At 63.5% G+C, this 25,485-nt stretch carries 26 protein-coding genes; 11 read left to right on the top strand and 15 right to left on the bottom strand.

From position 1 onward, the window contains the following. Positions 1-82: 82 nt before the first annotated feature. The 3 genes from RB623_RS20790 (at position 83) to RB623_RS20780 (ending at position 2,363) form a co-directional block, all read left to right on the top strand. Entirely contained in the window at positions 83-733 is a 651-nt protein-coding gene (locus tag RB623_RS20790) for a glycosyltransferase family 29 protein (RefSeq protein ID WP_308058874.1), read from the top strand. A 72-nt stretch (positions 734-805) separates the two neighbouring features. Further along, a complete protein-coding gene (locus RB623_RS20785) occupies positions 806-1,561 on the top strand; it encodes a TylF/MycF/NovP-related O-methyltransferase (RefSeq protein WP_308058873.1) in 756 nt (251 codons plus the stop codon). A 130-nt stretch (positions 1,562-1,691) separates the two neighbouring features. Continuing rightward, the gene (locus RB623_RS20780) at positions 1,692-2,363 is read left to right on the top strand and encodes a hypothetical protein (protein WP_308058872.1); all 672 of its coding nucleotides are present in this window, start codon (positions 1,692-1,694) and stop codon (positions 2,361-2,363) included. A 65-nt stretch (positions 2,364-2,428) separates the two neighbouring features. Here the strand turns inward: RB623_RS20780 and RB623_RS20775 are convergent, their stop codons facing one another. The 4 genes from RB623_RS20775 to RB623_RS20760 form a co-directional block, all read right to left on the bottom strand. Further along, positions 2,429-3,115 (bottom strand): hypothetical protein, encoded by a 687-nt coding sequence (locus RB623_RS20775; RefSeq protein WP_308058871.1) that lies wholly within the window; start codon positions 3,113-3,115, stop codon positions 2,429-2,431. 16 nt (positions 3,116-3,131) lie between these two features. After that, entirely contained in the window at positions 3,132-4,118 is a 987-nt protein-coding gene (locus tag RB623_RS20770) for a mitochondrial fission ELM1 family protein (protein ID WP_308058870.1), read from the bottom strand. Positions 4,119-4,212: 94 nt separating this feature from the next. Then, positions 4,213-5,061, bottom strand: a complete 849-nt coding sequence (locus tag RB623_RS20765) for a hypothetical protein (RefSeq protein WP_308058869.1) — start codon at positions 5,059-5,061, stop codon at positions 4,213-4,215. A gap of 265 nt (positions 5,062-5,326) precedes the next feature. Then, on the bottom strand, positions 5,327-5,797 hold the full coding sequence (locus RB623_RS20760) for an Lrp/AsnC family transcriptional regulator (protein WP_308058868.1): 471 nt from the start codon (positions 5,795-5,797) through the stop codon (positions 5,327-5,329). 245 nt (positions 5,798-6,042) lie between these two features. Between RB623_RS20760 and trxB the strand changes: the two genes are divergently transcribed. Beyond that, positions 6,043-7,017 (top strand): thioredoxin-disulfide reductase, encoded by a 975-nt coding sequence (gene trxB / locus RB623_RS20755; protein WP_308058866.1) that lies wholly within the window; start codon positions 6,043-6,045, stop codon positions 7,015-7,017. Positions 7,018-7,196: 179 nt separating this feature from the next. Next, entirely contained in the window at positions 7,197-8,093 is an 897-nt protein-coding gene (locus RB623_RS20750; RefSeq protein WP_308058865.1) for a LysR family transcriptional regulator, read from the top strand. Positions 8,094-8,233: 140 nt separating this feature from the next. On the opposite strand, the gene RB623_RS20745 is transcribed toward RB623_RS20750, so the two are convergent. The 3 genes from RB623_RS20745 to RB623_RS20735 form a co-directional block, all read right to left on the bottom strand. Further along, entirely contained in the window at positions 8,234-8,746 is a 513-nt protein-coding gene (locus RB623_RS20745; protein ID WP_308058864.1) for an isoprenylcysteine carboxylmethyltransferase family protein, read from the bottom strand. 718 nt (positions 8,747-9,464) lie between these two features. After that, a complete protein-coding gene (msrP, locus tag RB623_RS20740) occupies positions 9,465-10,433 on the bottom strand; it encodes a protein-methionine-sulfoxide reductase catalytic subunit MsrP (protein ID WP_308058863.1) in 969 nt (322 codons plus the stop codon). 282 nt (positions 10,434-10,715) lie between these two features. Further along, positions 10,716-10,919, bottom strand: a complete 204-nt coding sequence (locus RB623_RS20735; RefSeq protein WP_308058861.1) for a hypothetical protein — start codon at positions 10,917-10,919, stop codon at positions 10,716-10,718. 215 nt (positions 10,920-11,134) lie between these two features. Here RB623_RS20735 and RB623_RS20730 point away from each other — a divergent pair, with 215 nt between their 5' ends. Continuing rightward, positions 11,135-12,862, top strand: a complete 1,728-nt coding sequence (locus RB623_RS20730; RefSeq protein ID WP_308058860.1) for a winged helix-turn-helix domain-containing protein — start codon at positions 11,135-11,137, stop codon at positions 12,860-12,862. 121 nt (positions 12,863-12,983) lie between these two features. On the opposite strand, the gene RB623_RS20725 is transcribed toward RB623_RS20730, so the two are convergent. Continuing rightward, positions 12,984-15,035, bottom strand: a complete 2,052-nt coding sequence (locus RB623_RS20725; RefSeq protein ID WP_308058859.1) for an elongation factor G — start codon at positions 15,033-15,035, stop codon at positions 12,984-12,986. A gap of 275 nt (positions 15,036-15,310) precedes the next feature. Here RB623_RS20725 and RB623_RS20720 point away from each other — a divergent pair, with 275 nt between their 5' ends. From RB623_RS20720 to RB623_RS20710, 3 genes are all read left to right on the top strand, one after another. Further along, on the top strand, positions 15,311-15,724 hold the full coding sequence (locus tag RB623_RS20720) for a hypothetical protein (protein ID WP_308058858.1): 414 nt from the start codon (positions 15,311-15,313) through the stop codon (positions 15,722-15,724). A gap of 119 nt (positions 15,725-15,843) precedes the next feature. Beyond that, complete coding sequence (locus tag RB623_RS20715) at positions 15,844-16,032, top strand: hypothetical protein (RefSeq protein WP_308058857.1); 189 nt, start codon at positions 15,844-15,846, stop codon at positions 16,030-16,032. Positions 16,033-16,370: 338 nt separating this feature from the next. Next, on the top strand, positions 16,371-18,257 hold the full coding sequence (locus tag RB623_RS20710) for an MFS transporter (RefSeq protein ID WP_308058856.1): 1,887 nt from the start codon (positions 16,371-16,373) through the stop codon (positions 18,255-18,257). Positions 18,258-18,356: 99 nt separating this feature from the next. Here the strand turns inward: RB623_RS20710 and RB623_RS20705 are convergent, their stop codons facing one another. Then, positions 18,357-19,496 (bottom strand): PAAR domain-containing protein, encoded by a 1,140-nt coding sequence (locus RB623_RS20705; protein ID WP_308058855.1) that lies wholly within the window; start codon positions 19,494-19,496, stop codon positions 18,357-18,359. 227 nt (positions 19,497-19,723) lie between these two features. On the opposite strand from RB623_RS20705, the gene RB623_RS20700 reads away from it, so the two are divergent. After that, positions 19,724-20,119 carry a cupin domain-containing protein gene (locus tag RB623_RS20700; RefSeq protein WP_308058854.1) on the top strand — a complete coding sequence of 132 codons (396 nt, stop codon included), beginning with the start codon at positions 19,724-19,726 and terminating at the stop codon, positions 20,117-20,119. A gap of 30 nt (positions 20,120-20,149) precedes the next feature. Here the strand turns inward: RB623_RS20700 and RB623_RS20695 are convergent, their stop codons facing one another. The 6 genes from RB623_RS20695 to RB623_RS20670 all read right to left on the bottom strand — a co-directional run bounded on the left by RB623_RS20695 (position 20,150) and on the right by RB623_RS20670 (position 24,447). Next, entirely contained in the window at positions 20,150-21,379 is a 1,230-nt protein-coding gene (locus RB623_RS20695) for an NAD(P)/FAD-dependent oxidoreductase (protein ID WP_308058853.1), read from the bottom strand. A gap of 265 nt (positions 21,380-21,644) precedes the next feature. Next, on the bottom strand, positions 21,645-22,100 hold the full coding sequence (locus tag RB623_RS20690) for a cupin domain-containing protein (RefSeq protein WP_308058852.1): 456 nt from the start codon (positions 22,098-22,100) through the stop codon (positions 21,645-21,647). A 73-nt stretch (positions 22,101-22,173) separates the two neighbouring features. Continuing rightward, positions 22,174-22,569 carry a GFA family protein gene (locus RB623_RS20685; protein WP_308058851.1) on the bottom strand — a complete coding sequence of 132 codons (396 nt, stop codon included), beginning with the start codon at positions 22,567-22,569 and terminating at the stop codon, positions 22,174-22,176. Between the two features lie 186 nt (positions 22,570-22,755). Further along, positions 22,756-23,037: an Atu4866 domain-containing protein gene (locus tag RB623_RS20680; RefSeq protein WP_374121722.1), complete on the bottom strand. Its 282-nt coding sequence runs from the start codon at positions 23,035-23,037 to the stop codon at positions 22,756-22,758. A 92-nt stretch (positions 23,038-23,129) separates the two neighbouring features. Continuing rightward, complete coding sequence (locus RB623_RS20675) at positions 23,130-23,627, bottom strand: nuclear transport factor 2 family protein (RefSeq protein WP_308058849.1); 498 nt, start codon at positions 23,625-23,627, stop codon at positions 23,130-23,132. Positions 23,628-23,724: 97 nt separating this feature from the next. Then, the gene (locus RB623_RS20670; protein WP_308058848.1) at positions 23,725-24,447 is read right to left on the bottom strand and encodes an SDR family oxidoreductase; all 723 of its coding nucleotides are present in this window, start codon (positions 24,445-24,447) and stop codon (positions 23,725-23,727) included. Between the two features lie 98 nt (positions 24,448-24,545). Between RB623_RS20670 and RB623_RS20665 the strand changes: the two genes are divergently transcribed. Beyond that, complete coding sequence (locus tag RB623_RS20665; RefSeq protein ID WP_308058847.1) at positions 24,546-25,433, top strand: LysR family transcriptional regulator; 888 nt, start codon at positions 24,546-24,548, stop codon at positions 25,431-25,433. Positions 25,434-25,485: the final 52 nt, after the last annotated feature.

Raw genomic sequence — 25,485 nt, 5'->3', positions numbered from 1 at the left:
GCCCGGGAATAGCCGCTTGATGTCGCTCATTCAATCATTGAAGGCACCATTCAGTTGATAAAACGGGACCCGATGACTAGAGGTGCTCTCAGTTGTCGGGGCAGCGATCGGCACCATGGGCATGTCCAAACGGGTCAGCATTGTAGGCAACGGTCCCGTGAGTGCCGGTTCGGGCGCGGCAATCAATGCGGCCGACGTGGTGATCCGATTCAATGAACCGTGGCAGTCGCCTGACGAAATTGGTTCAAAGACCGACATCCTGTTCTTGGTGAACTCCGGCAAGTCGATGCAGGCGCGGCTTGCGAATGAGCGGTACCTGGATTCGAAGCTGTTTCGGGAGGCCAAAGAAATCATTCTGCCGTACCATCCGTCGGTGATCGCGAAATATCACGGGCGGCCAAATCTTCTTTCCTGGCTCAAGGGACGGCGGGCCGACTGGACGTGGCAGACGATCGAGGCATTGGGCAAACGGGGTAAGCCGGTAACCGTGCTGCCGGCTTCCTTGTACGAAAAAAGTTGCGACGAATTGGGCATTCCACGGACGCAGATGCGAAAACTCTTCCCAAGTACCGGATTTATCGCTATCCGCTATGCGCTCGATCGCTTTCTTTCGCCCGAATGGCATGTAGAACTCCGCGGCTTCGGCTGGACGGGCTGGAAACGCCATGATTGGGAGCGGGAGAAAAGCTGGGTGAGGCGAAAGGTCGAGGAAGGGACGCTTGTTCTCGGCTGATGTGCTGTAAACTTAGGCGTTTACTGCTGCGACTGCACCCATCTGATTCAAGTCTTTCCGGTTGGAGACAATATGAACAAACTAATCTCCAGAATTCTGCGCACTAAATATATTCAGCAGTATTCTTCCTCTCCTGCGTTGAGGAGGGTCGCCAAGTACAGGATTCTTAAAAGAATTGCGAGAAAGAATAATTTCCAGATCTATAAGAAGAATTTGATATGGACGCAGGATGGCGATTTTCTTGAAGCAAAGGCTAAGAAAATTACGGGCATTCCCGACGACAGATGCTTTGTGCTCCTTGAGATTGCGAGGCGAACGCGTTCGGTCGCGGGCGACATAGCGGAATGCGGGGCGCGCTTCGGCAGGTCGGCTTCCTTCATGCTGACCGGGTGTGGCCAGGCTACTGAGAAGTCCCTGTTTCTGTTCGATTCCTTCGAAGGCCTATCCGAACCCACATCGGCTGATGCGAAGGATGATGGAGAGATATACTGGCGCAAGGGTGACATTTTAGCCCCCGTCGACATCTTGCAGGAAAATCTGAAGGATTATCGGCAGGTGCATGTCATGAAAGGCTGGATACCCGACCGCTTCGCTGAGGTTGCGGACAGGTCTTTTTCACTGGTTCACATCGATGTGGACCTTTACCAGCCGACACTGGACAGCCTCGAGTTCTTTTATCCGCGAATGACCAAAGGGGGATTCGTCGTTTGTGACGATTACGGATCCGAGAATTGCCCCGGCGCCAAGCGCGCGTTCGATGAGTTTTTTCAGGACAAGCCACAGACTGTGCTGCATCTCCCGACCGGCCAGTGCATCGTCGCGATTTGATGGGGTTTGGTGATTTTCCCGGAAGAAGAGATCTGGGACTGCGCGACTGCCGGAGTCGCAGGCATTGTATTGGAAGATAAGCCGTGATCACGTTGATAGACTGCCTGGCCGGCACGAGCCACACAGCGCCATGACGCAAGACGACGCACGGCTTGGCGAGTTCATGCGCCGTCATCGTCGATGGCTCGAGCGGGCTGGCCTCCTCGACCGGCCCTGGCTGTTCTTTGCGTCCTCCCCTAGCGCTACACTTCCGTCATCCTTGCCGCCCCGGACTGCCCACATCTACATCAAATTCTCGGGGTTCGCCGGGCGGGCCCGCGGCCTTGCGGAGCCGGACCTTATTCTTGTCAACGATCACCATATCGATCGTCAGACGGCTGGTCTGCGATGCCATCGTTTGCTCGCGCTCACCCCCAAGGATAGAAAGGTCGTCGCTGATCGTTTCCGGCACCGAATCCCCTTTCTTGAGCCGCGCCTCATGCATCTCAGCGACAGTGAGCGCGACCTCATCTGCGGCGCGGTTCTCGGCGACGCGTTCAGGGGTGTGGGCAAGATGGTCCGGCCCTCGAACGGCATTGCACTGATTTGCTACGCAATCCTTTTCGACATCCCGAAGATCATCGTGTCCGGAATGTCACTTACCGACGATGGCCATTCCAATCCTCATCGCAAGAAGTTTCAGCGTCTGCACAAGGAAGAGGATCAGGCCTCGTTTGCGCATCTTGCAACGCGTTTTCCGTCGCTTTCAACCTCCGAACCGGAATTGTCGGCGCTGACCGGCGTCCCGCTTTTTCAAGGGTAAGGAGAAACGGCGGACTGTGCCGCATCTCACGACCGGACAGCGTATTGTCGCGATCTGATCAGACCCTAGTCGACGGATTGCCACAACTTGATGCCGGCTTCGGCCGCCAGGTCCCGTTCGGTCGTAAATATGTCAGGCCTCGTTTTCAGCCGGGACAGCACCAACGCGTCCTCTGAAACCTGCAAACGAGTTTTTACGAGGTCGGTGTAGGAATGGCCGTGTTTGGACAGGGAGATGCCACAGAGCACGATCTCCGGCACTCCGACAAAAAGGGCATAGCAGGCGGCAGCTATGCCGTTGCTGGCTTTGCCGATGTCCCCCGTGCCGCCGACAGTTTCGCCTGCCACGATATCGACCAGAGCGTCGCGCTCGGATCTCGTGACCTTCATGACGCTGTCAACCCGGACCTGAGGCATCATCATGAGGTTTATCTTCAGCACCCAACTCGGCCTGGTGTGATACCAGAGTAGGCCCCGCGTATTCAGAGCGGGATGCTCGTCCCAGGATTTGCTCTTCTTTCGGATGGTCAAATCCGCCCGCCCGAGGCCGAGGGACTTCGCCGTCAGCCCGGCGTTGTTTATGTCCACTCGCGCATGGCTGGAGAGAATCCCTTCGGGGATGGTGGGGGACGGCGCGGCGCCCAAGATCAGCCAAGGCTTGTCGACCATGCCGAGATCCGACAGCCATCTGCGTTGACGGTCACGAAAGTTCGACCACCGAGCGATCTCGGATGGTTTGATGTTCCAATCCATGTCAGCCATATTCCGATCAGAACCGCTTTGAAGCCGGGTTTTTATTGGCTGAGCTCATCTCGCTGATCAAATCAGCGATACGCTGAGCTTCGTTCGGCGGCGTATAGCTATAGGGTTCTATGCTTCCCTCGAATGGTCTTGTCAGGCCGTGGGTTTTGCCCATGTCGGTGTGAAACCATTCGAATTCATCCAACTTTTTGCAAGGCGTTTTTGCCAGATCGAAAATGTAGACGGGGCGGCCCGTAGTCAGCGCTTCGCATGTCATCGTGATCGTATCTTTGGTGATGAGGAATGCGTCGGCGGCTGCGAGGAACTCCGAATAGGGATTGTGGCCCGTATTGTCCCAGACGACGATGTTGTCCGAACGCAGATCCAGCAATCGAGCTAACAACGATGGCGGGGAGCGACGCGAGGTCGAGATCAGCAGCCGCCAGCCCCCGGCCGCCAGTCCGCGAATCGACTCGACCAAATGCTCCAGCGTCGGCCCGTCGAAATGGTAGGCGGCATTGGGTCCACCTACCAGAACCGCAAGCATCTTCTGAGCTCCGTTGCCCCATTTTTCCCTGGCCGCGGGCCGAGCGCCTTCCAGGGCCGCGGGCGTGAATTGATGGGGCGCACCCAACATCGGCCGGAAGTTCGGCGATTTCGACTTCTCCTCCGTCCAGTCATGCCGCGGAATAAAGGCCAGATCATAGAATTTCGAGAATCTGGGTTGCGGCGTTTGAAGATGCACGGTGAAGGGGCGCTTTCGGCATGCCGCGGCGATCGCGAGGACGTGGCTGGGGGACATGCTTCCGCACGAAACAATGATGTCCGGCTCAGGCCCTTCCAGGCTCCGGTAAGGAGACAGAATTCCCTTGCGCCAGCGCGGAAGTTTCTTTTCGATGATCACTTTGTGGGGAACCGGGTCGATCGGCCGGCTGACGCCAAGACATTGCGTCAGAGTGCCGGCCTTACGTTCGCTTACGGTCCAGATGCGCATCTTGGAGGTGATTTCCTTCAATGGGATGGAGCTTCGAATTCGCAGCTATTCTGTTTTCGGTTCATCAAGGCAGCAACGGCGAGAAAGCTTGCCAAGGTATCGTTTCCTGTTTGGGTCATGGCAGGAGTTGCCGGACGTGGTCCCATGCGTCACCATTTCTCAGTTCCGCAAGCGTCCATTGCCGCCACGCCATCTCGTTGCACCATTCGGATCGGTCCGGGCGCAAAATCGGTTCCGAGACCGAGTGGGAGGCTACCGGGTAAGCCAACGATCCGACATCGGTTATGACTGCCGGAATGCCGGCAAGAATTGCCTCGACGTCCGTCGATGAGTTGAAAGACACCACAAACGATACCCGGCTAAGATCGGATTGCAAGCTGCCCGTCGATAGCTCGGCCCCCTGGGGACAAGGGGTCGGCCGGTCCGGATGCGGCCGATAGATCACGCGATGGCCTGCATTGCGCAAGAGCTCGGTTTGCTTGTTGACCCAGGCTTTGAAATCGGCGCCGTGTAGCGAAACATCGTTCTCGCCTTTCCCGATTATCAATGCATAGTCGCCTTCCGTTTGCTTCCAAGGCTTGAGGAAGCGTGCGAAATTTTTCTCCCATCTCTCGCCATCATCCCCTGGGGGCGCGAACCTCCCGCGCCCGTTGAAGCCGTCCAAGGCGAGGCTGCACCAGTCACGGCGATTCGGCAGAAACCCTCGTTCCATCACCAAAACATGGCGTCCCGCCGACAGCATGCCTTCGATGAGACGGTGCTGTTTCCAGGACCAGACGACAGCGATGTCGCTGTTCGGGAGTTCATCCTTTTTCGCTTTCGACGTCGCTATCCCATGGCGCTTCATGCCCTGCCGAAGCGCATCGCCATACTCGTATTTGTAGCTGAGCGTGGACCACCGCTTCCAGGAGATAGGGAACGGCCAAAAAGCTGGGTAGGTATGAAATGATACGCGAAATGCCATCCGAAAGCCGTCAACTCAAACGCGTCAGCCGCGCGGATTGGAAAGGAATATGCGGTGCAATATCGCGTTTTGCATGAGGATGGCTCCGAAAATCTCCTCGCCCTTGTTTGCCACGACCTGCGCGACAAAACCGGCTGTCCTCCGATTTCAAGTCTATATGCTGGTGATTTCATCACCACAATCCAAACGATTACCTTGGAATGGGCGGCAGGCGTGCCGTCAAACAGATATGGATCAATCCTGCAAGCTGCCCCCGGTCGCTCGCCTAAATCGCCACAAGCCCCTCGTCCTTGACCTGGCGGATGGTGAGTGCGGTGCGCACCGTGTCGACATTGGGCGAGGAGGTCAGTTCCTCGATGACGAAGGTCTGGAAGGCCGCGAGGTCGCTCGCCACGCAATGCAACATGAAGTCGGACTCGCCCGAAACCATCCAGGCGTCGCGAACGATCGGCCAGGCGCGGGTCTTTTCCGCGAATGCCTTGAGATCGGAGTCCGACTGGTGCTTCAGGCCGACGAGGCAGAAGGCGACGACGTCCATGCCCAGCGCCGGTCCGTTGAGCAGCGCGCGGTAGCCGCGGATCACGCCGGCGTCCTCCAGCCGCTTGACGCGGCGCAGACATGGCGGCGCGGAAATTCCGACCCGGCGCGACAGTTCGACATTGGTCATGCGCCCATCATCCTGCAATTCCCGCAGGATCTTCCAGTCGATCGCGTCTAGTTCCGCCCTGATTGGCATGCCGTGTCCGGGTAAAGAGGAGCCGTGGATACCGTGCATAGACGAAAGAAGGCGCGCACGTCAGGTCTTGGCGACGGTATTTAACCGCGAATCGTCGATTGTCTGGAAACCGTAAGCTTTCCGGGGACGATGGCAGCCGCCGCCTTGCTGGCAGGCCGGCCAACACCTAGATTAGGCGCGGCTTTTGACCGCGCTGCAAACAAATGCCCCGGATTGTATGGGGGGTTCTCGAAAGAAGGCTGTTCATGACCGCGAGACACGCGCCTGTCCTCATCATCGGCTCCGGTCCGGCCGGCTATACGGCGGCGATCTATGCGGCGCGCGCCATGCTGAAGCCGGTGCTGATCGCCGGCCTGCAGCAGGGCGGCCAGCTCACCATCACCACCGACGTGGAAAACTATCCGGGCTTCGCCGAGCCGATCCAGGGCCCTTGGCTGATGGGCGAGATGCTGAAGCAGGCCGAGCATGTCGGCACCGAGATCGTCAACGACATCGTCACCCATGTCGACATCGACCTGCGCCCGTTCCGGGTCAAGACCGACGGCGGGCTCACCTTTACCTGCGATGCGCTGATCATAGCCACCGGCGCGCAGGCCAAATGGCTCGGCATCCCCAGCGAGGAAATCTACAAGGGTTTCGGTGTGTCGGCCTGCGCCACCTGCGACGGCTTCTTCTATCGCGGCAAGGACGTGGCGGTGATCGGCGGCGGCAACTCGGCTGTCGAGGAGGCGCTCTACCTTTCGCATCTCGCCAAATCGGTGACCGTCATCCATCGGCGCGACGAGTTCCGCGCCGAACGCATCCTGCGCGAGCGGCTCATGAAGAAGGAAAACGTGCGCGTGATCTGGAACACGGTGGTGGACGAGATCACCGGCCGGCCGGGCAAAGCGCCGCTGCCGCCGACGGCGGAGGGGCTAAAGCTGCGCAACGCGGTCACCGGACAGGTGTCGCACCTGCCGGTCGACGGCATCTTCGTCGCCATCGGTCACGCGCCGGCGACCGAACTGTTCGTCGGCAAACTCAGGCAGAAGCCGAACGGCTATCTGTGGACGGCGCCGGGCACCACCAACACCGACGTGCCGGGCGTGTTTGCCGCGGGCGACGTGGCCGACGACATCTATCGCCAGGCGGTGACGGCGGCCGGGCTCGGCTGCATGGCAGCGCTGGACGCGGAAAAATACATCGCAAGCCTCGAGGAACATCGCGAGGCGGCGGAGTAGACGGCGGCCAGCCGCGGCCGGAAAGCCGCGGCGAGCCGAATGGGTGGCTTTGAAGAACCGTGCGCGGTGCGGGGGCATATACGCAACGGAAGCGCCGAGTGCCCGTTGTCGGGCGACGGGGCGTGAGTATCGATTGATTTTAGACCGGCAGTCCAATGCCGGCGGAGCAGGGGAACACAATGTCATTGGATTGGGACAAGCTGCGCGTGTTCCATGCCGCGGCGGAGGCAGGATCCTTCACCCATGCCGCCGAGACTCTGCGGCTGTCGCAATCGGCGATCTCGCGCCAGGTGAGCGCCCTGGAGCACGATGTCGGCGTGCCGCTGTTCCACCGGCACGCGCGCGGGCTGGTGCTGACCGAACAGGGCGAACTGCTCTACCGCACCGCGCACGACGTGTTGATGAAGCTGGAAAGCGTGCGCTCGCGGCTGACCGAGGCGAAGGACCGTCCATCGGGCGTGCTGCGCGTCACCACCACCGTCGGGCTCGGCGCCGGCTGGCTGACCGAGCGCATCCCCGAATTCCTCGACCTCTATCCAGACATCCAGTTGCAGCTCATCCTCGCCAACGAGGAACTGGATCTCACCATGCGGCAGGCCGATTGCGCCATCCGCTTGCGCCAGCCGCAGCAGCCGGACCTGATCCAACGGCGGCTGTTCACCGTGCATTTCCACCTGTTCGCCTCGCCCGCCTACGTCAACAAGCACGGCAAGCCGGCCTCGATGGCGGATCTCAAGAACCACCGTATCGTCACGTTCGGCCTGCCGGTGCCGACCCATCTCAGCGAACTCAACTGGCTGGAGACGATCGGCGACTTCGAGGGCGGCCAGCGCATCGCCACCCTGCAGATCAACGACATCATCTCGATCAAGCGGGCGGTGCAGCGCGGCGCCGGCATCGCCATGCTGCCCGACTATCTCGTCGACAAGGATTCCGGCTTCGTGCAGCTCCTGCCGGAGACCGAGGTGCCGTCCTTCGACACCTATTTCTGCTATCCCGACGCGATGAAGAACCAGGCGAAGCTGCACGCCTTCCGCGATTTCGTGATTTCCAAGGCGCGCAACTGGTCGTTCTGAGAGATCGCCCTGAAATGGCCGAGGGCGGGCTGCAAACAGCGTTTTGCTGCGCTCCGATGCTCACGTACTTAACGTACGCTCCGCTTCGGTGCTCGCAAACCACCGTTTTCGCCACGCCCTGAGCCATTTCAGGGCGATCTCTAAGTTCGCTCGGTTGGTTGCCGCCATGGCGTGAGGCGCGGCAGCCAGCCGGGAACGGCGCGGCGATAGGTCTCGTATTCGGCGCCGTGGCGCTTCGCGAGCACGGGTTCCTCGTAATAGTGCACGAAGGACACCACCGCAGCCGCGACCACCACTGCGTAGACGGCCACCGAAAACGAGCCGAACAGCAGGGCCTGACCGAGGATGATCGACAGGACAGCCAGATACATCGGATTGCGGACGTGACGGTAGGCGCCGCCGACGACCAGTCGCGCGGTCGGCGCCACCGGAGCCGGGGTGCCCAATCCCTCGACGACAAAACGCACGAAGGCGTGGACCAGTAGGGCTAGTCCCGCGGCGACGAGGAGAGCGGCGACGATGACAAAGGCCGGCTGCGTCGAGACCGGCATCCGGTAGCGATCCGTCAACAGAAACGGGATCAGCCCGGCGACGACGCAGGGCGCGCAGAGAAAGAACAGGATGCTGCCAACCGCCGCCGAGCCTTTTCGCAATGCCTGCGCCTCCCTAGAGCGTGTCGCACTCAATCGGATTCATTCTGCCGGTGACGGTTTGGGCCAAGGTCGAGGGCTTCGTCGCAGGTCGGGCTGGTGGCCCGGACAAGACAAAGCCCGATGGATTTGGCCCAAACCGGCACGGCCCTCCGGGTTTCCGTTTGGCGGGCGCCCACGTCGTCGGATGGACTTGGCCGTGCCACCAGCACGACCGGCGCCATCCTCCTCGTGGTTCGCCTCGCCAAACGAGAAACAGAATGAACCCGATTGGGCGCGACACGCTCTAAATCCGCCTCGCTCGCAGTACCGTTGACGCATGCCCAACGTCATCCTGTGCTATTGAACGCCGCCGTAAAATTGGACCACAGAGGTATCGTTTTTGCATGGGTGCCTTGCAAACACCATGCTTGTTTCTTGGGCAGGATGGGCACATATATTGACCATCTCCAGGGCGCGTTCCTCCTCCCATTAGCGCCCTTGAGTGTTCCCCTCTGGAGGTTTTGCCTGTTACAGGCGCTTCCAATCAACTCAGCCGGGTCTTTCAGATCCGGCTTTTTTGATTCTTGGGCATTGGAATTCCTGCATTTTCTGTTGCATTGCAAAAGTTTGATGTTGCGGCGCACCTTCATCCGTGGGGCCAGACCCGCCGACGTTTCGGCCTGCGCCAAAAGGTGAGGCAAGCTGACGGGCTGCCTCAACTCTGGGCAGTGCCCGCCCGCTACATGAACAGCCGCTCGTTGCCGAGATTTGCGTAGAGGCCGGCGACCTCGGCGCCGTAGCCATTGTAGAGCTGCGTCGGCACGAACTCGCCGCTGTGCAGCACGCGCTCCATCGCCTGGCTCCAGCGCGGATGCGGCACTTCCGGATTGACGTTGGCCCAGAAGCCGTATTCCTGCGGCTGGATCGCCTCCCACAGGCCCACGGGACGCTCCTCGACGAAGTCGAACTTGCGGATCGACTTGATCGACTTGAAACCGTATTTCCACGGCAGCGCCAGCCGGATCGGCGCGCCATGCTGTTTCGCCACCGGCTTGTCGTAGGCGCCGGTGACCACGAAGGCGAGGTCGTTGGCGGCTTCCTCGACCGTGACGCCTTCGACGTATGGCCAGGGATACAGAAAATCGTTCTGGCCCGGCGCCATTTCGGGATCGAGAAAGGTCTCGAAGCGGATGTATTTCGCGGAGGCCTGCGGTTTCGCCAGTGCCACCAGTCTGTTCAAGGGAAAACCGGCCCAGGGAATGGTCATCGACCATGCCTCGACGCAACGGTGGCGGTAGAGGCGCGTCTCCAGCGGGATCTTTCGCACCAGATCGTCGAAGGCGATGGTGAAGGGTTTTTCCACCAGTCCGCCGATCTCGATGTCCCACGGCCGGGTCTTCAGCGCCTGCGCCGCCTCGGCGACCTGCTTGTAGGTGCCGTACTCGTAGAAATTGTTGTAGTTGGCGTTGACCTCTTCAGGCGTGAGTTCTCGGTCGAGCTTGAAAGCCTCGTTCTTTTTGGCCGGATAGAGATCGCCGGTAGGATCGGCGTCCGCGGCGCGGGTTTTTCGCGTCAGACCGAATGTCGCTCCGGCGAGGCCGAGCCCCATGCCGGCCAGCAGCGCGCGGCGATTGACGAAGGCGGATACCGGCGTCGCCTGCGATTCCGGAATAGCCCAGGACGGGCGGCGATGGATCGAAAAGGCCATGGGAAATCCTCCTGGGACGGGCGCGGCGTCGGCGCGATGCCGACGGAAGCCGGCTCGGCCGGCCTCATCCTGCTGTTCGCGCGGCAAGGTAGAAACGTTACAGAGGATCGGATTTTTCCGCCTGTCACGAGATCGTGTGGATCATGTCCGCGGCACGATGGTCGTATGACACCGACCGGGTCCAGCGAGCATAGGCAAGGCAACCGCCTAAGTGTCGGCCGCCTGCCGCCAGGGACTACGCGCCCGCCTTTCCATCGGTTTCATGACGATTTGGCCACGGGCTCAGAGAGCCCAACCATCTTGCCGGGCGACACCGCAGCGCCAGCGCTTTATCCGCCATATGGGGTGCCGCTGCTGCCAACGGGCGACCTCGGCCTGGCCGGCTACGATGCATGTCATCAGCGAAACGTCGCGCGCGTCGTAGGTCAACCGGCTTTCCTTACACTCGCCTGTCGCAAGGCATGCTGCAATGATGAGTTCGATCATGGCTCCTCTCCGTTCGATACGTTGGTGCGGCCGAAGAAAAGCGTGCGCTCGGCGACGCGGCCGGTAATGAAAACCGTGCGATCGGCAAATGAAACCAGACGAAATTTTCCCGATGATCGGCGAGAATTTTTCCGGATACTGGCGGGGCGACAGACTTTGGAGTAACTTGAGATACAGAAGTCTTGGGTAGCCTCACCCTCAGGGGGAGCACTTCGATGGACAGCCCGGCGCACGCGCTGCTTCGCCTTAACGACCGCACGGTCGATCTTCAGCGCGGGACCGTTGCGGACGCGGCCGGACACAAGATCACGCTGCGGGCGCAGGCGGCGGAAGTGCTGAAGGTGCTGGCCGCGCGACCCGGTCAACTCGTCGGCAAGGATGAACTGGTGCAGGCGGTATGGGGATCGATCGCGGTCACCGACGACAGCCTGGTCCAATGCATCAAGGAAATCCGCAAGGCGCTCGGCGACGAAGCGCATGAGATTGTCAAGACGGTTCACAAGCGCGGCTATGTGCTCGAGCCGGTGCGGACGGAACGGGCCTGGACGCTGCCACGCCGGCGTTGGATAGCGCTTGCCGCCGGCGCGACGGTGCTGGCCGCGCTGGCGGGTGTTTACCTGTGGCCGACGGAAAAGCCTGGCGCCGAGCCTCCGGTCATCGCCGTGCTGCCTTTCCAGAATCTCAGCGAAGTCAGAAGTTGGGACCGGCTCGCCGACGGCCTCACCGAGGACATCATCACCGATCTGGCGCGTTTCCGCGATGTTCCGGTCGTCGCCCGTACGTCGACCGAGGTCTATAGAGGCAAGGCCTATGACGTGCGCGAGGTCGGCAGGGCGCTCAACGCGGACTATGTGCTGGAAGGCAGCCTGCAGGTCGACGGCTACCGCACGCGCGTGACGGCTCAGCTCATCGACACGAGAACCGGCGTGCATGTCTGGTCGGAACGCTATGACCGGGACGCCGCCGAGTTCTTCCCGATCCAGGACGAGATCACGGAAAAGATCGCGGTCACGCTGACCGGCTGGCAGGGGCAGATCGTGGAGGCCGAACGTGCCCTGGCGCGGCGCAAGAATGCGGCCGATCTCGACGCAAGCGACTACTGGCTGCTCGGAACCGAGGCCAAGCACAAGATGACTCCCCAAGGCCTGACCCAGGGACGGGTGTATTTCGAGAAGGGATTGAAGCTCGCCCCGGACTTCATGCCGCTGCTACGCGACATGGCGGTCAGCTACTCGGTCGAGTTGGACCTTGGCTCGGGCGTCGATTACGCGGCTGCCGTTGGCCTTCACAGGACGTATGCCGAAAAGGCATATGCCTTGGAGCCGAACGATGCGAGCGCAAATTTCCAGATGGGGGTGGCTCGTGCCAACGAGGGTGACTTTGAGGGGGAAGGGCGCTTCAAGGAGCGAGCCCTTCAACTCAATCCCAACAACGCGGACAATCTGATGTGCCTGGTCTGGGCCTGGGGTGGCTGGCAAACGGACCGGGCCATCGAACTGGTCGATCGTGCGCAAAAGCTTAGCCCGCGCCATCCGCCCTGGTGGAACTTCCCCATCGCCCAAGCCTATTTCGCGGCGAGGCGGTTCGACAAGGCCTACGAATTCGCAAAGCAGGCCGGCGTGTCGCCCAATCAGGCCGCCTATGTCGCGATGACCGCAGCGCGGCTCGGAAAGAAGACGGAGGCGGCCGAGGCGGCCGCCAAGGTGCTGCAACTCAATCCGGACTGGACCGCGGAGAGCATGTTTCCTTACCAGAATTTCGAGGATGAGGCCCTGCTGCCCGAGAGCGCCGCCAAAGCAGGTCTGCCGGTGTGCATGACGGCGGCGCAGGTCAAGGCCGATACCAGCCCCTTCCGGTTCAGGCCGTGCGAGGAGGCGCGGGCGCGCGCAGCATCCGGCCGACGCAATGGAGACGCCGCCTCTCCGCAAGCTTCACGGCTGTGAGGCTCGCCCGGCCGGTCTTCACATCCTGACGTCGCCAGGTTTCCTTCGCGGCCTGGAAGGGGCACACGCAGATGGTGCCGGCTCGACGCCGGGCGCGCGAGGTTTCGCGCGCCCGGTAGCGTCATGCCGCCCGGCTGCGCGCGTTGTTCATCACCTCGTCGGCCAGCCGCCCGGTGAGTTCGGCCATGTGGTCGAAACTCGCCTGATAGCTGGCCACGCCGGCCGTGGCCGAGCGCAGCTCGACGATCAGGTTGCCGATCTCCGACTGCGGCATGGTTGCCTCGACCACGTCCCAGCCCTTCCAGCCGGGGCGGGCATCGTAGCCGAGGATCTGGCCACGCCGCTGCGGCACGATGCCGGTGATCTTCGCCGTGGCCTCGGACGGCGTGAAGATCTGCACCTTCATGATCGGCTCCAGCAGCACCGGCGAGCAGGCCGGCATACCCTCCTTCATGGCCAGCTTCGCCGCCATCTGGAACGCCATGTCGGAGGAATCGACCGAATGGTACGAGCCGTCCGACAGGTTCACCGCCACGTCGACCACGGGAAAACCGAGCGGACCGGTCTTCAGGAAATCGCGCACGCCGGTCTCTACCGACTGGATGTAGGTTTTTGGCACCACGCCGCCGGTGATTGTGTCGCTGAACTGGAAGCCGGTGCCGCGCGGCAGCGGCTTTATCTCGATCACCACGTCGCCGAACTGGCCGTGGCCGCCCGACTGCTTCTTGTGGCGGCCGCGCTGCTGCGCTGCCTTGCGGATGGTCTCGCGGTAGGGCACGCCCGGCGCTGACTGCTCGACCGCGATCTGGTTCTTGCCGTCCAGCCGCTCGACCGTGACACGCAGATGCATCTCGCCATGGCCGGAAACGATGGTCTCGCCGGTATCCTGGTGCCTGACTGAAAGCGACGGATCCTCCTCCGCCAGCCGCTGGATCGCCGCCGACATCTTCACATCGTCCTTGCGCTCCCTGGGGCGCAGCGCGATGGCGAAGACCGGCTGCGGCGCTTCGTCGGTGAAGAGTTGCACCGCCGCGCTCTTGCCCGCGCCCAGCGTCTGGCCGGTGCGCGCGCCCTCCAGCTTGCCCAGCGCCACCGTGTCGCCGGGCCCGGCCGAGGCCTGCTTGGCCTGGTCCTTGCCGAGCAGCCGGTAGATGCCGGATATCCGTGCCGTTCCGCCGTCCGGCAGCGTCAACTCGGTGCCGTCATTGACTGATCCGGACAGGATGCGGGCGACCGACAATTTTCCCCCGTGGGGCGTGTGGATGGTCTTCATCACCTGCACCAGCGGCCCGGCATTGTCGGCGACGCCAAGGCGCCTGCGGGTGGATTCGACGTCGGCAACGTCGTGGCGGATGGTCTTCAGCAGCCGCAGCACGCCGTTGCCCTTTTCGGCCGTGCCGATCAGAACCGGGGTCACGTTGCCTTCGCGCAGATCGGCGGCAAGGTCGTCGAACACCTCGTCCTGCGGCGGCGCAACTTCTTCCAGCAACTGCTCCATCAGATGGTCGTCGTGGTCGGCCAGCGTCTCCAGCATGGAAAAGCGCGCCTCGACCTCGCGGCCCTTCTCGTCGTCGGGAATTTCGGTCACTTCGCTCGCGGCGTGCTCGCGCCAGACATAGGCGCGCTCCAGCGCCAGATCGATGGCGCCGACGACGATGCCGTCGCGTCGCAGTGGGATCTGGCGCAGCAGCAGCGGCGTCTCGCTCACCGGCTGCAGGAGTTTCAGCGTGTCGCGCACGCCGGCGGAAGACTTGTCGATCTTGTTGAGGAAGAGGATGCGGGGAATGCCGAGATCGTCCAGCTTGCGCATGATCAGTTGCAGCGCCGGGATCTTCTTCTCGTCGTTCTCGGTGACCACAATGGCGGCGTCACAGGCGGCAAGCACGGGCTGCGCCTCGAAGGCGAACTCGACCGAGCCGGGGCAATCGATGAAGGTGATCTGCTCGCCCATGAAATCGACCGTGGCGACGGTGGTTTCGACGCTCATGGCGTGGGCGCGGGCTTCAGGCGAACTGTCTCCGACCGAACTGCCGGACCCGACCGGATTCTGGCGGGGAATGGCGCCGGCGCGCGCGACGATGGCTTCAAGAAGAGTAGTCTTTCCGCTGGCAAAGGGACCGACAATGGCGATGCACTTCGGTCCCGTACGCCTGCCTCCGGCGCGTGTTCCCATGGCTGACCTCCACTCTAGCGTTTCCACCCGTTACGGGGCTTCCGAGCGGCGGCCGGCCTTGCGACCGTCGCGGGCGGGGCATTTTTGGACTGCCGCCTGCCTGAAAGCATCGTCACACCGATTTGGCGGGAGGGCAAGGAAAAACCCCGGCTTGCGCCGGCAAAGCAATGCTCCTACTTTGTATGATCTCCGCAACGTTGATCACGACAGCCATCAACGCGTATGGGTAGGGCTCCCCGAAATTGCGGGGAATCAGGACGAAGCAGCTCAGGTCGATGGCAGGTAGCGACAAGCAACCGAACAAGCGCCTTCTGACCGCCCTTTACCGGGCGATGCTGTGGCTTGTCGCCGTCATTGCATTAGGCGAGGCGCCGTCGGCCTCCGAGCAGTCGGGGCGCTCCGGCTTCCGCTATGTCGCGGAAAGCTCGTTCTCCGGCTTCAGTACCGATCCGATCGGCGGTGCGGCGGGACACGAAGCCTGTATCGTCGCGGCGCTTGACGATCCCGACGGACCCGCTCCCGGCCACGACGCGGCAGAAACCGGCGACCATTCCGGCCTGCCGCCCCAGCCCTATGCGACGGGATACGGCCCGCGGCTGGCGCTCGGGCTGAGCCTGTCGCGAGCTCATGGCGAGCGACCCGAACTGGCGGGGATGCAGGCCCGCGGTCCTCCGGCGCCCACCGCCTGACGGCCGATGCCGGCCTGTCGCCCGGGCGACGCCGGTTCTTTCTTTTCCAAGCATCTTACTCCAGGGCCGCGCTCCGTCTGACACGGGTTTTCGCCGGCCATCACGACAAGGGACCACATATGGCCAAGACACATCCCCTCGGCTTCCGCATCGAACAGGAGATCAAGCAGGCGCTGACCGTCGCCGCCAAGGAAGACCACCGTTCGGTCTCCTCGCTGGTCGAGCTGATCATCGCCAAATGGCTGCGCGAGAACGGTTATCTCGCCGGCAAGCAGGAGCGCGTGCTGCGCCCGATGCTCGACGCCTGACCGTTTTCGGCGATCCGGGCCGGCGCCACCGCCGGCCCGGCAGACTGAAGCAGATGAGGCGCGACATGCTTTGGCCCCCGGTTGCCGGCCGGGAAGTCGTCAGCGCCGCGACATTGCTCGGATACTGGCTCCGGCATCGCTTGTTGCAGTTGTCGAGGATGCGCCGAGACAGTGCCCGTAAATAACGGCGCGAAACTCCTGCTACCAAAGTCGTAATCCCATAGTCATAATCCTAAAGACGCTCTCATTTTCGCGGGCTGTTTCTGGCATTTTTTCCTCCAGCCGGACGGGACTGCGAGTCGCGACCGGATTCGGCGCATCGCCAAGGGAGGACAACGATGGCAATGGCAGGAACGGCCGACGCAAGGAGGCGCGGCATGACCAGAGAGGAGAAGAAGGTCATCTTCGCCTCCTCGCTGGGTACCGTCTTCGAATGGTACGATTTCTATCTCTACGGATCGCTCGCCGCCTTCATCGGCGCGGCCTTCTTCAGTGAATATCCGGAAGCGACGCGCAACATCTTCGCGCTGCTCGCCTTCGCGGCGGGCTTCCTGGTCCGTCCCTTCGGCGCGCTGGTGTTCGGTCGCATCGGCGACCTGGTCGGCCGCAAATACACCTTCCTCATCACCATCCTGATCATGGGCCTGTCGACCTTCCTGGTCGGTCTGCTGCCCGGTTCGGCGGCGATCGGCATCGCCGCCCCGATCATCCTCATCGGGCTGCGCATGTTGCAGGGCCTGGCGCTCGGCGGCGAATATGGCGGAGCTGCGACCTATGTCGCCGAGCACGCGCCGGACGACCGCCGCGGCTACTACACCTCCTGGATCCAGACCACGGCGACGCTCGGCCTGTTCCTGTCGCTGCTCGTCATCCTGGCGATCCAGACGTGGATGGGGCCGGACGCGTTCAAGGCCTGGGGCTGGCGCATTCCGTTCCTGGTCTCGGTGGTGTTGCTCGGCATCTCGGTGTGGATACGGCTGTCGCTCAACGAATCGCCGACCTTCCAGCGCATGAAGGACGAGGGCAAGGGCTCCAAGGCGCCGCTGAAGGAGGCTTTCGGCCAGTGGAAGAACGCGAAGATCGCGCTGCTGGCGCTGCTCGGCCTCACCGCCGGCCAGGCCGTCGTCTGGTATTCCGGCCAGTTCTACGCCCTGTTCTTCCTGCAGAACGTGCTCAAGGTCGACGCCTTCTCGGTGAACGTGATGATCGCCATCTCGCTTGCCATCGGTACGCCATTCTTCGTGTTCTTCGGCTGGCTCTCGGACAAGGTCGGCCGCAAGCCGATCATCATGGTCGGCCTGGCGCTTGCCATCGTCACCTACTTCCCGCTGTTCAAGGCGCTGACCTGGGCCGCCAATCCGGCGCTGGCCACCGCCCAACAGGACGTGCGGGCAACGGTGACGGCCGCCCCGGGAGATTGCCGGTTCCAGTTCAACCCGACCGGCACGGCGAAGTTCACCACCTCTTGCGACATCGCCACCTCGTTCCTGACCCGCAACTCGGTCCCGTTTGACGTCGTGGCGACGGCCGCTCCCGGCACGCCGGCAACGGTCGCCATCGGCGGCGAGACGATCACCTCGTTCGACGCCGTCGCTGCGGGCGAGGAAGCCAAGGCCAAGGACGCGGCATTCTCCAAGGCCGTGCTGAACGCGCTCAAGGAGAACGGCTATCCGCTGATCCGCGATCCGGTGAAGGTCGCCGACCAGAAACTCGACGCGCTGGTCGCGGCCAATCCGAAGCTGGCGCTCGACGCCGCGGCGATCCGCGCCGGCGACAAGACGATGGTTCCGGTCGAACAGGCGATCAAGGACAAGCTGGTCACTGCCGAGGAAGCCGCCGGCGCAACGGAAGTCGCCGTCTTCTCGGTTCCGGGCGCCGGCGCCTTCAAGATGATCGCCGATCCCGCCCAGGTGAACTGGCCGATGATCATCGGCATCCTGTTCATCCTGGTCCTCTACGTGACCATGGTCTACGGGCCGATCGCGGCGATCCTGGTCGAGATGTTCCCGACCCGCATCCGCTACACCGGCATGTCGCTGCCCTATCACATCGGCAACGGCTGGTTCGGCGGCCTGCTGCCGGCGACCGTCTTCGCCATGAGTGCCGCGGCTGGCGACATCTATTACGGCCTCTGGTACCCGATCGCGATCTCGGCCATGTCGCTGGTCATAGGCATGATCTTCGTGCGCGATACGCTGGGCACCGACCTGCACGCGAAGGAATAGTCCCCTTCGACCGATCACTAAAAAACCGGCAGGCGGCGACGCCTGCCGGTTTTGTTTTGGTATCATGGTGTGACGCCGGTTGCCCCGGGATCGCGGTCGTCAGCGGAAGGAGGGCAGTTTCGGCAGCGACGGCAACGCCGGCGGCTTCTTGTCGGCCCATTCGCGCGCCTGCTTCGACAATTCCTTGCCGAGCTTCTTGGCGTCGTCGACGTGTTTTTTCAGTTCCGCCTTCTTCTGTTCGAACTCGGCCTTCCTGGCCTCGTATTCGGCTTTCGCCTCTTCGTACTTCGCCTTCGCCGCCTCGTATCTGTCGCGGGCTTCCTGCAGTCTTTTCTGGGCCTCGGCTTTCGCCTTGGCGATGCGGTCCTCGATCTTCTTCTTCTCGGCCAGCAGCTCGTTGTAGCGCTGCTTCAACTCATCGACCTTCTGCTGCGCCTTCGCCATCAGCTCGGCGACGCGCGCCGCGGCCTCGTCATAGGCCTGCTGGGCCTCGGCCAGCCCCTGCTTCAACTCGGCAAGGGCCTTTTGAACCTCGGGCGGCACCAGCCCGGGCGGCAGGCCCGCCAGCGCGGCGTCCAGTGCGTTCAGCGCCGGCATGGCGTGATCGGCGAACGGCGAGGCGGGCAGGGCCTTGACCTTCTCGATCGCCTGCGCCGCCGCCGGAACGGCCTTGGCGATCGCCTCCATCACCACCGGCAGGTCGGGCGGATCGGGTGGCGCGGCGGCAGCAAGAGAAGCGGCATCGGGCACGGCCGGCATTTCGGGCAGCGGCGGCGGCTTGAGGTCGAGCGCCGCCTTGGCCATCGTGGCCAGCAGCGCGGTTTCCGGCGCCGGGATCGAGGGTGCGTCCGGCAATGCAGGCATCGCCGGCACCGGTATATCCGGCATCGGCACGCCGGGAATGGCCGGCATGCTCGGCATCTGCGGCGACACCACGCCGATCTCGCCGATGAGGACGGTCGGCCAGCCCTGCACGATGACGCCGCCATGGACGGTGTTGTCACCGATCCGAGCAGCATTCAGGCCAAGGATGTAGACGCCAGCCGAGCCGCGCACGATCACGTCCGGCGGGCCGACGCAAATGCACATGTCAGTGATGCGGGCGGCGGGAAGATTGCCGATCAGCACCGTCGGCGCGCCGGGCGCGACGATCGGCCCCCCGACATGCGGGATCGGAACGACGGCGGGCGTCTGCATCGGGCAGACATGCATGTCTGTGAGGCGGGCAGCAGGAGGCATGGGCTCAATCCCCAATCGATCAGGTTGCGAGTTTGCCCCGTCCATCCTCACTGCCCCATGAGGCGGACTCGTTCATCATCGCCTCTCCAGGCGAACTTGTCCAGCATGGTGTTCGGACGCGTTTTTCTGTACCCTGCCGCGGCAGCCGAACAGCCGACGGGCCGCAGCCGGCCTCGCGTCCTGGTCGGCGACGCCGACGGTGCAACGCCAAACACAGGCAGGCTTCGATGAAGATCACCCCTTGCGGCGGCGCCGCCACCGTCTATGCCCCGGAAAGCTATTTCACCGGCAAGGTCCTGCAGACGCCGATCGTCGAGGCGGAGGCGCCGGCGCGGCTGCGGGCGCTCACCGTCGCGTTCGAGCCCGGCGCGCGCACAGCCTGGCACACCCATCCGCTCGGCCAGACGCTTTACGTCGTGTCCGGCGCGGGACGGGCGCAGGTCTGGGGCGAGCCGATCCGCGAGATCAGAGCCGGCGACACGGTGTTCTTCCCGCCCGGCGAAAAACACTGGCACGGCGCCGGGCCGAAGACCGCCATGACCCACATCGCCATGCAGGAAGCGCTCGACGGCAAGTCAGTGGACTGGCTGGAAAAGGTGAGCGACGAGCAGTACGGCGCGTGAGCAAGCGCGAACGCCGGTGGACAGCTTCAATTACCGATCCGCGGCGAGCCTTTCGGCGATCAGCGTGGCGAAGCGGGTCGACTCTTCGTTGACTGCCCTGATCGTTCCCGACTTGCGGGTGATGCCGAAATCGAGGCCGGCAAAATACAGGCCCGGCACGGTTCCCGCGCCATCGACGTGGATCGGCTGGCCGCTCCCGTCGAGCACCCCGGCTATGTCGACATAGCCGTAGTCGCCGCGAAAGCCGGTGCACCAGACGATGCAGCCAAGGCTCGACGCTTCGAGCGCAAGGACCGGCGGATCGGGCAGGCGCGGCGCGACCGTTTCAGCCGGATCCTCCTCGGCCGGCGGCGCATCGATACCCGACCGCTCGATATAGGCGTCGATCCAATGCTTGACGCGGGCCGACGCCTCGTCGCCGAGCAGAACATTGGCGGCGACGTCGTCACGGAAGGTCAGCATCCGGCCGCCGGAAAGCCCGGTCAGCCGGCCCGCCAGCATCACGCCTTCGGCCGACAGGAACTGGAGAGACAGCGTACGGGTCGCGCCGATCACGCCTCGGCCCGGCAGGCGGCCGTCCGGTGCCGCGGCGATCAGTTCGGCACGGGTCACGTCCATGAAGCCGCTATCGTCGAGCCAGCGCAAGGTATCCTTGTCGCGATAGCGGCGGATCAGGCGGCCGACCCGGCCGGTCGACAGGTAAACGGACTTGCCGGCAGAAGCCAGGTCATAGGCGATCTGCGCTCCGGATTGGCCGGAGCCGACCACCAGCACGGGCCCGGCCGGCAGGCTGCCGGCGCTGCGATAGTCGCAGGCGTCGATCTGCGGCAGCGGCAAGGGCGCCGCCCACTCGGGGCGCGGCAGCGGACGGTTGAGGCTGCCGCTGGCGATCACCACATTGCGGGCGCGCATTGCCGGCCCGCCGGCCTCGACCACAAAGCCGCCGTTCGCGTCGGCCGACAGCGCCGTCACCGCGCGCCCCTCCTCGACGGGCAGCTTGTGCCGGCGCGCGTAGTCTTCGAGCAGGGCGATGAATTCGGTCTGCGTCAGCGCGCCGTCGGGGTCGGGGCCGTCGTAGGTCTCGCCCGGCATCAGCGTGTCGGCGGTGGTCGTGTTCAGCCGGAACGTGTCCCATCGTTGCGTTCGCCAAGTCTCGCCGATGCGCGCCCGCTCGAGAACGATGTGAGGGATACCGCGTCGCGTCAGTTCGTAGCTGACGCCCAGGCCTGCCCATCCGGCACCGATCACCACAGTGTCCATCGAGCCCCCAAGCTCATCTGCGGCCTAATAAAGTAATCTGAAAATCCAAGCATATCATCGTCAGCAAATCGCGGATACTATTGCAGGCGAAAAGATTGCTCAGCTATTTTTACGCTGGACTACTTCCTTGGCGCCACGCCAAGACGAAGGCACCAGTTTCCGCTGCTCCCATCTCGGAAACCTGATGCGGGCCGCGTGCCGAGCCGCCGCCCGAAACGGCAGGGCAGGGCCTTCGAGGGTGCTGATGGGCGACAATACTGCTCTGCTACGAATAGGGTTCGCCGTTCTTGTGGACGAACCGTCCGTCGGCATTCGTGCTCATCATGTCGATGTCGGAGCATATGGTCACGTCGGCCGGCGCACGCGAGCCGACCTCGAGATAGACAGCCATTGCGCCCGACCGGTTGATCATGTGATGGCCGTTGCCGCTGTTTTTCGCGAAGGCGGCGCAGTCGCCGGCGCGCAGCACGGTTTCGCCGCCGTCCTCGATAAGCACCAGCTCGCCTTCCAGTACGTATACGAGTTCGTCCTCGTGCGAATGCCAGTGGCGCTGTGAGGACCAGTTGCCCGGCGGCAGATGCATGAGATTGACGCCGAAATCACGCAACCTGCCTGCATCGCCCAGCCGCTGCCGCACGCGCTCGGCGCACGGTGCGTCGAACGGCGACGGATAGCCCGAACCCCTGACCTTCGGAACGTCGGCGACATTGATCTTCGGCATGGCAAGCCTCCTTCGAGCCGGGCACGCGACCGCGCCTGCAATCCGTGCACGCCCGGCCAGCGTGCGATGGAAGTCAGCGCCCGGAGTATCGATCGAACTTTGGCAGGCTGTCGATATGATGCAGCCACTCCGGCGCATCCGCCATCTGCACCCAGGCGCGAGGCGCGATCTTTGCTGGATCATCGAGCGTCGCCGTCCGCACATTGATCATGTCGGGCAACCTCGTGTCGCTCTCGAAAAACAGTCCCGTGCCGCACCGGCCGCAGAAGCTGCGCCGCACGTCGCCCGAACTGTTGTAGGTCGCCGGATCGCCGTCGATCGCCACCGCATCGCGCGCAAACAGTGCCCATGAAACGGCCGGCGCGCCCGCCGAGCGGCGGCAGTCGGCGCACGCGCACAGCGCGCTGCGCAAGGCTTCGCCGCCAATCGAATAGCGCACCGCTCCGCAATGACAGCCGCCGGTGACCATGGTCTGCCTCGCTGCTCACCCCGCGGCGCCAACAGTATCCGTACTTCCGTCCATTCGCCAAGCCGGATCGGCAGGTATTGCTGACGGTCGAGGAAGGCGGGCTCCATCAGCGGCTGCGGCCGCGGCGATGACACGAGGCTCTGACGGACGATACCTCCATCCGACGATCCGGCAGCCCGACTGGATCTACCGCCGGTAGAGGATCATGCCCGCATGGTGGAGCACGCCGTCGATGAAATCGCCGTCCGCGGTGAAGCCGGTATCGTCCCAGTATTCGATATGGGTGCCGGTCACCTCGTAGCGCCCCTCATAGGCGCGCTCGCGGCTGCCGCGCGCCTCGATGTAGCGGTGGTTGGGCAGCAGTTCGTGGCGGATATTGCCATCTTGGGTGACCCACATGCCGACATAGGGGTGATCCGCCGTCGCGGCGGTGTCTTGTGCCACTGCGGACTGCCCGAGCAGGGTCATCGCAACAAGCGTTACCAGAGGTTTGTGCATGGTTTCGTCTCCTGATGCCGAGCTGGGCAGCGGCGCCCATCCGGCGCTGCCAAAATGAAAACTCAGTCCGCCCGCGGTGCGTTGTCGACGACCGCTTGGTAGGCGGCGAGATCGAGGAAGGCTTCGGCCTCGGTGACGCGGTCGTCGTTCATCCGGAAAATCCAGGCGAACTGGTTGGTGTATGGTGCGCCCGAGGTGGTGGTGGCCGAACCGTCGAAGCGGACGATCACGGTGTCGCCGGATGCCCAGATGCCGTGGACCTCGGGAACGATCGGCGTCGCGAGACGGCTGGTCAGCGGCGCCGCGGCCCGTTCGACGAAATCCTCGACCCCAACGTAGGTGCCGGCAACAGGCCCGGACCCGTGAATCGTCCACTTGATGTCCGGGGCCAGCAGCTCGGCAAAGACGTTGCCGCCGGCACGCCAGTTGTCGAAGGCCTCGCGCACGATGGTTTCGTTGCGGGCAGTCATATCCGTCTGATCGGAGCGGGCTGGCGCGGTGGCTGCGACGAGAACCGAAGCGATCACAAGGGCGCGTGCGGAACGGGCGAGGTGGTGCATCAGTCGTAAAGACGTCATCGGTCGGATCCTTTCCTGGATCGTTGGGGGACGGTTGGCGGGAAATGACCGCAGGCTGGCCTGCGGGGCCGGTATCGCATCAATTGGGCGAGGCGGTGGGACGGAGGGTGATCTCGGTCGTGTCGACGCTGTCCGGCGCCTCGATCACCTGGCGCACGGCGCGCGCGATGTCGGCCGGCTGCAGTGCAATTGCCCGGTATTCGTCCATCACCGCCTTGGTCTCTTCATGGGTGATGGTCGAGGCAAGGTCGCTTTCGACGACGCCGGGATTGACGCAGGTGACGCGGATGTTCCTGCTTTCCTGGCGCAGCCCGTCGCAAATGGCACGTACGGCGAATTTCGTGGCGCAATAGACCGCGGCGGTCGGCACGACACGCAATGCACCGATCGAGGCGATATTGATGATCTGGCCGCTGCCTTGCCGCTCCATCACCGGCAGTACCGCGCCGATGCCCCAGAGCACGCCCTTGATGTTCACGTCGACCATGCGCTCCCATTCGTCCTGCTTTCCGGCGGAAAGCGGCGACAGCGGCATCACACCCGCATTGTTCACCAGAACGTCGATGCGGCCCCAGAGATCGAGCGCGGCCCGCGCGAAACCGGCCATGGAGGCGCGGTCGGTGACGTCCAGCGCGCGGGCCTCCGCCGTGCCGCCGGCGGCGCGGATCTCGGCCGCGATTGCCTCGACGCGGTCGTGGCGGCGCGCGCCCAGCAGCACCTTTGCGCCATGCGCGGCAAGCTCGCGGGCGATGCCCTCGCCGATGCCGCCCGAGGCGCCGGTGACGAGAATGATCTTGTCCATGATCTGCTCCTTTCCGTGGGTTCGCGGAATAGGTGGACCTTTCCGGCTGTCGCCAGTATCCATCCATTCATGGACTGGATGGTTAGCTGAGTTTGACAATGACCATGGACATGAACCTCCTGCCGCTGTTCCAGGCCGTTGCCGAAGAACACAATTTCCGTGCCGCCGCCGACCGTCTCGGGGTGACGCGTTCGGCCGTGAGCCAGGGCATCCGGCGGCTGGAGGATGGGATTGGTGCGACGCTGGTAAGCCGAACCACGCGCTCGGTGCGGCTGACCGAGGCGGGAGAAAGGCTGCACGCCGCGCTGTCGCAGTCCATGTCGGACGTCATGGCGGCACTGGAGCACGCGGCGCATGAAGATCGGCCGCGCGGGGTTCTGAAACTGGCGGTCACCTCGATCGCCGAAACGTTCTTGTCAGGGCCGCTGCTTGCCGGCTTTGCCGAGGCCAATCCGGCCGTGACCATCGACGTGACGGTGACGGACGAGGAGTTCGACATCGTGGCGGCGGGGTTCGACGCCGGCGTCCGGCTGGGCGAGGTGATCGAGCAGGACATGATCGCCGTGCCGGTGACGGGCGACCAGCGCGAGGCGGTGGTGGTCGCCCCGGCCTATCTCGCCGCACACGGCGCACCTACCCACCCCCGCGAACTGGTCCAACATCGCTGCATCGGCCGGCGCCGCGCGCCCAACGTCGCGCCGCATCGCTGGGAGTTCGAGGAGAACGGCGTCGCCTTTGACGTCGCGGTGGAGCCGCAGATCACCACCAACGATCTGCGCCTGATGCTGCGCACGGCGCTGTGCGGCGCCGGCATCACCTTCGCGCCACGGGGGACGTTCCAGCCCCATGTGGAAAGAGGCGAGCTGGTCTGGCTGCTCGAGGAGTTCCTGCCGCCCTTTCCGGGGTTCTTCCTCTATTATCCGCAGCGGCGGAACATGGCGCCAAAACTCCGCGCCCTGGTCGAGCATGTGCGCCGCTGGAGCTGACGGCTGCCGTCCGGCCGCCGCGCGCTTGTTGTGGATGCAGGAGCCGTTGGGA

The sequence above is a fragment of the Mesorhizobium sp. LHD-90 genome, assembly GCF_030929505.1.
GTDB lineage: Bacteria > Pseudomonadota > Alphaproteobacteria > Rhizobiales > Rhizobiaceae > Kumtagia.
The sequence above is the reverse complement of the archived record's forward strand: the minus strand, read 5'-3'. Positions and strand labels throughout refer to the sequence as shown.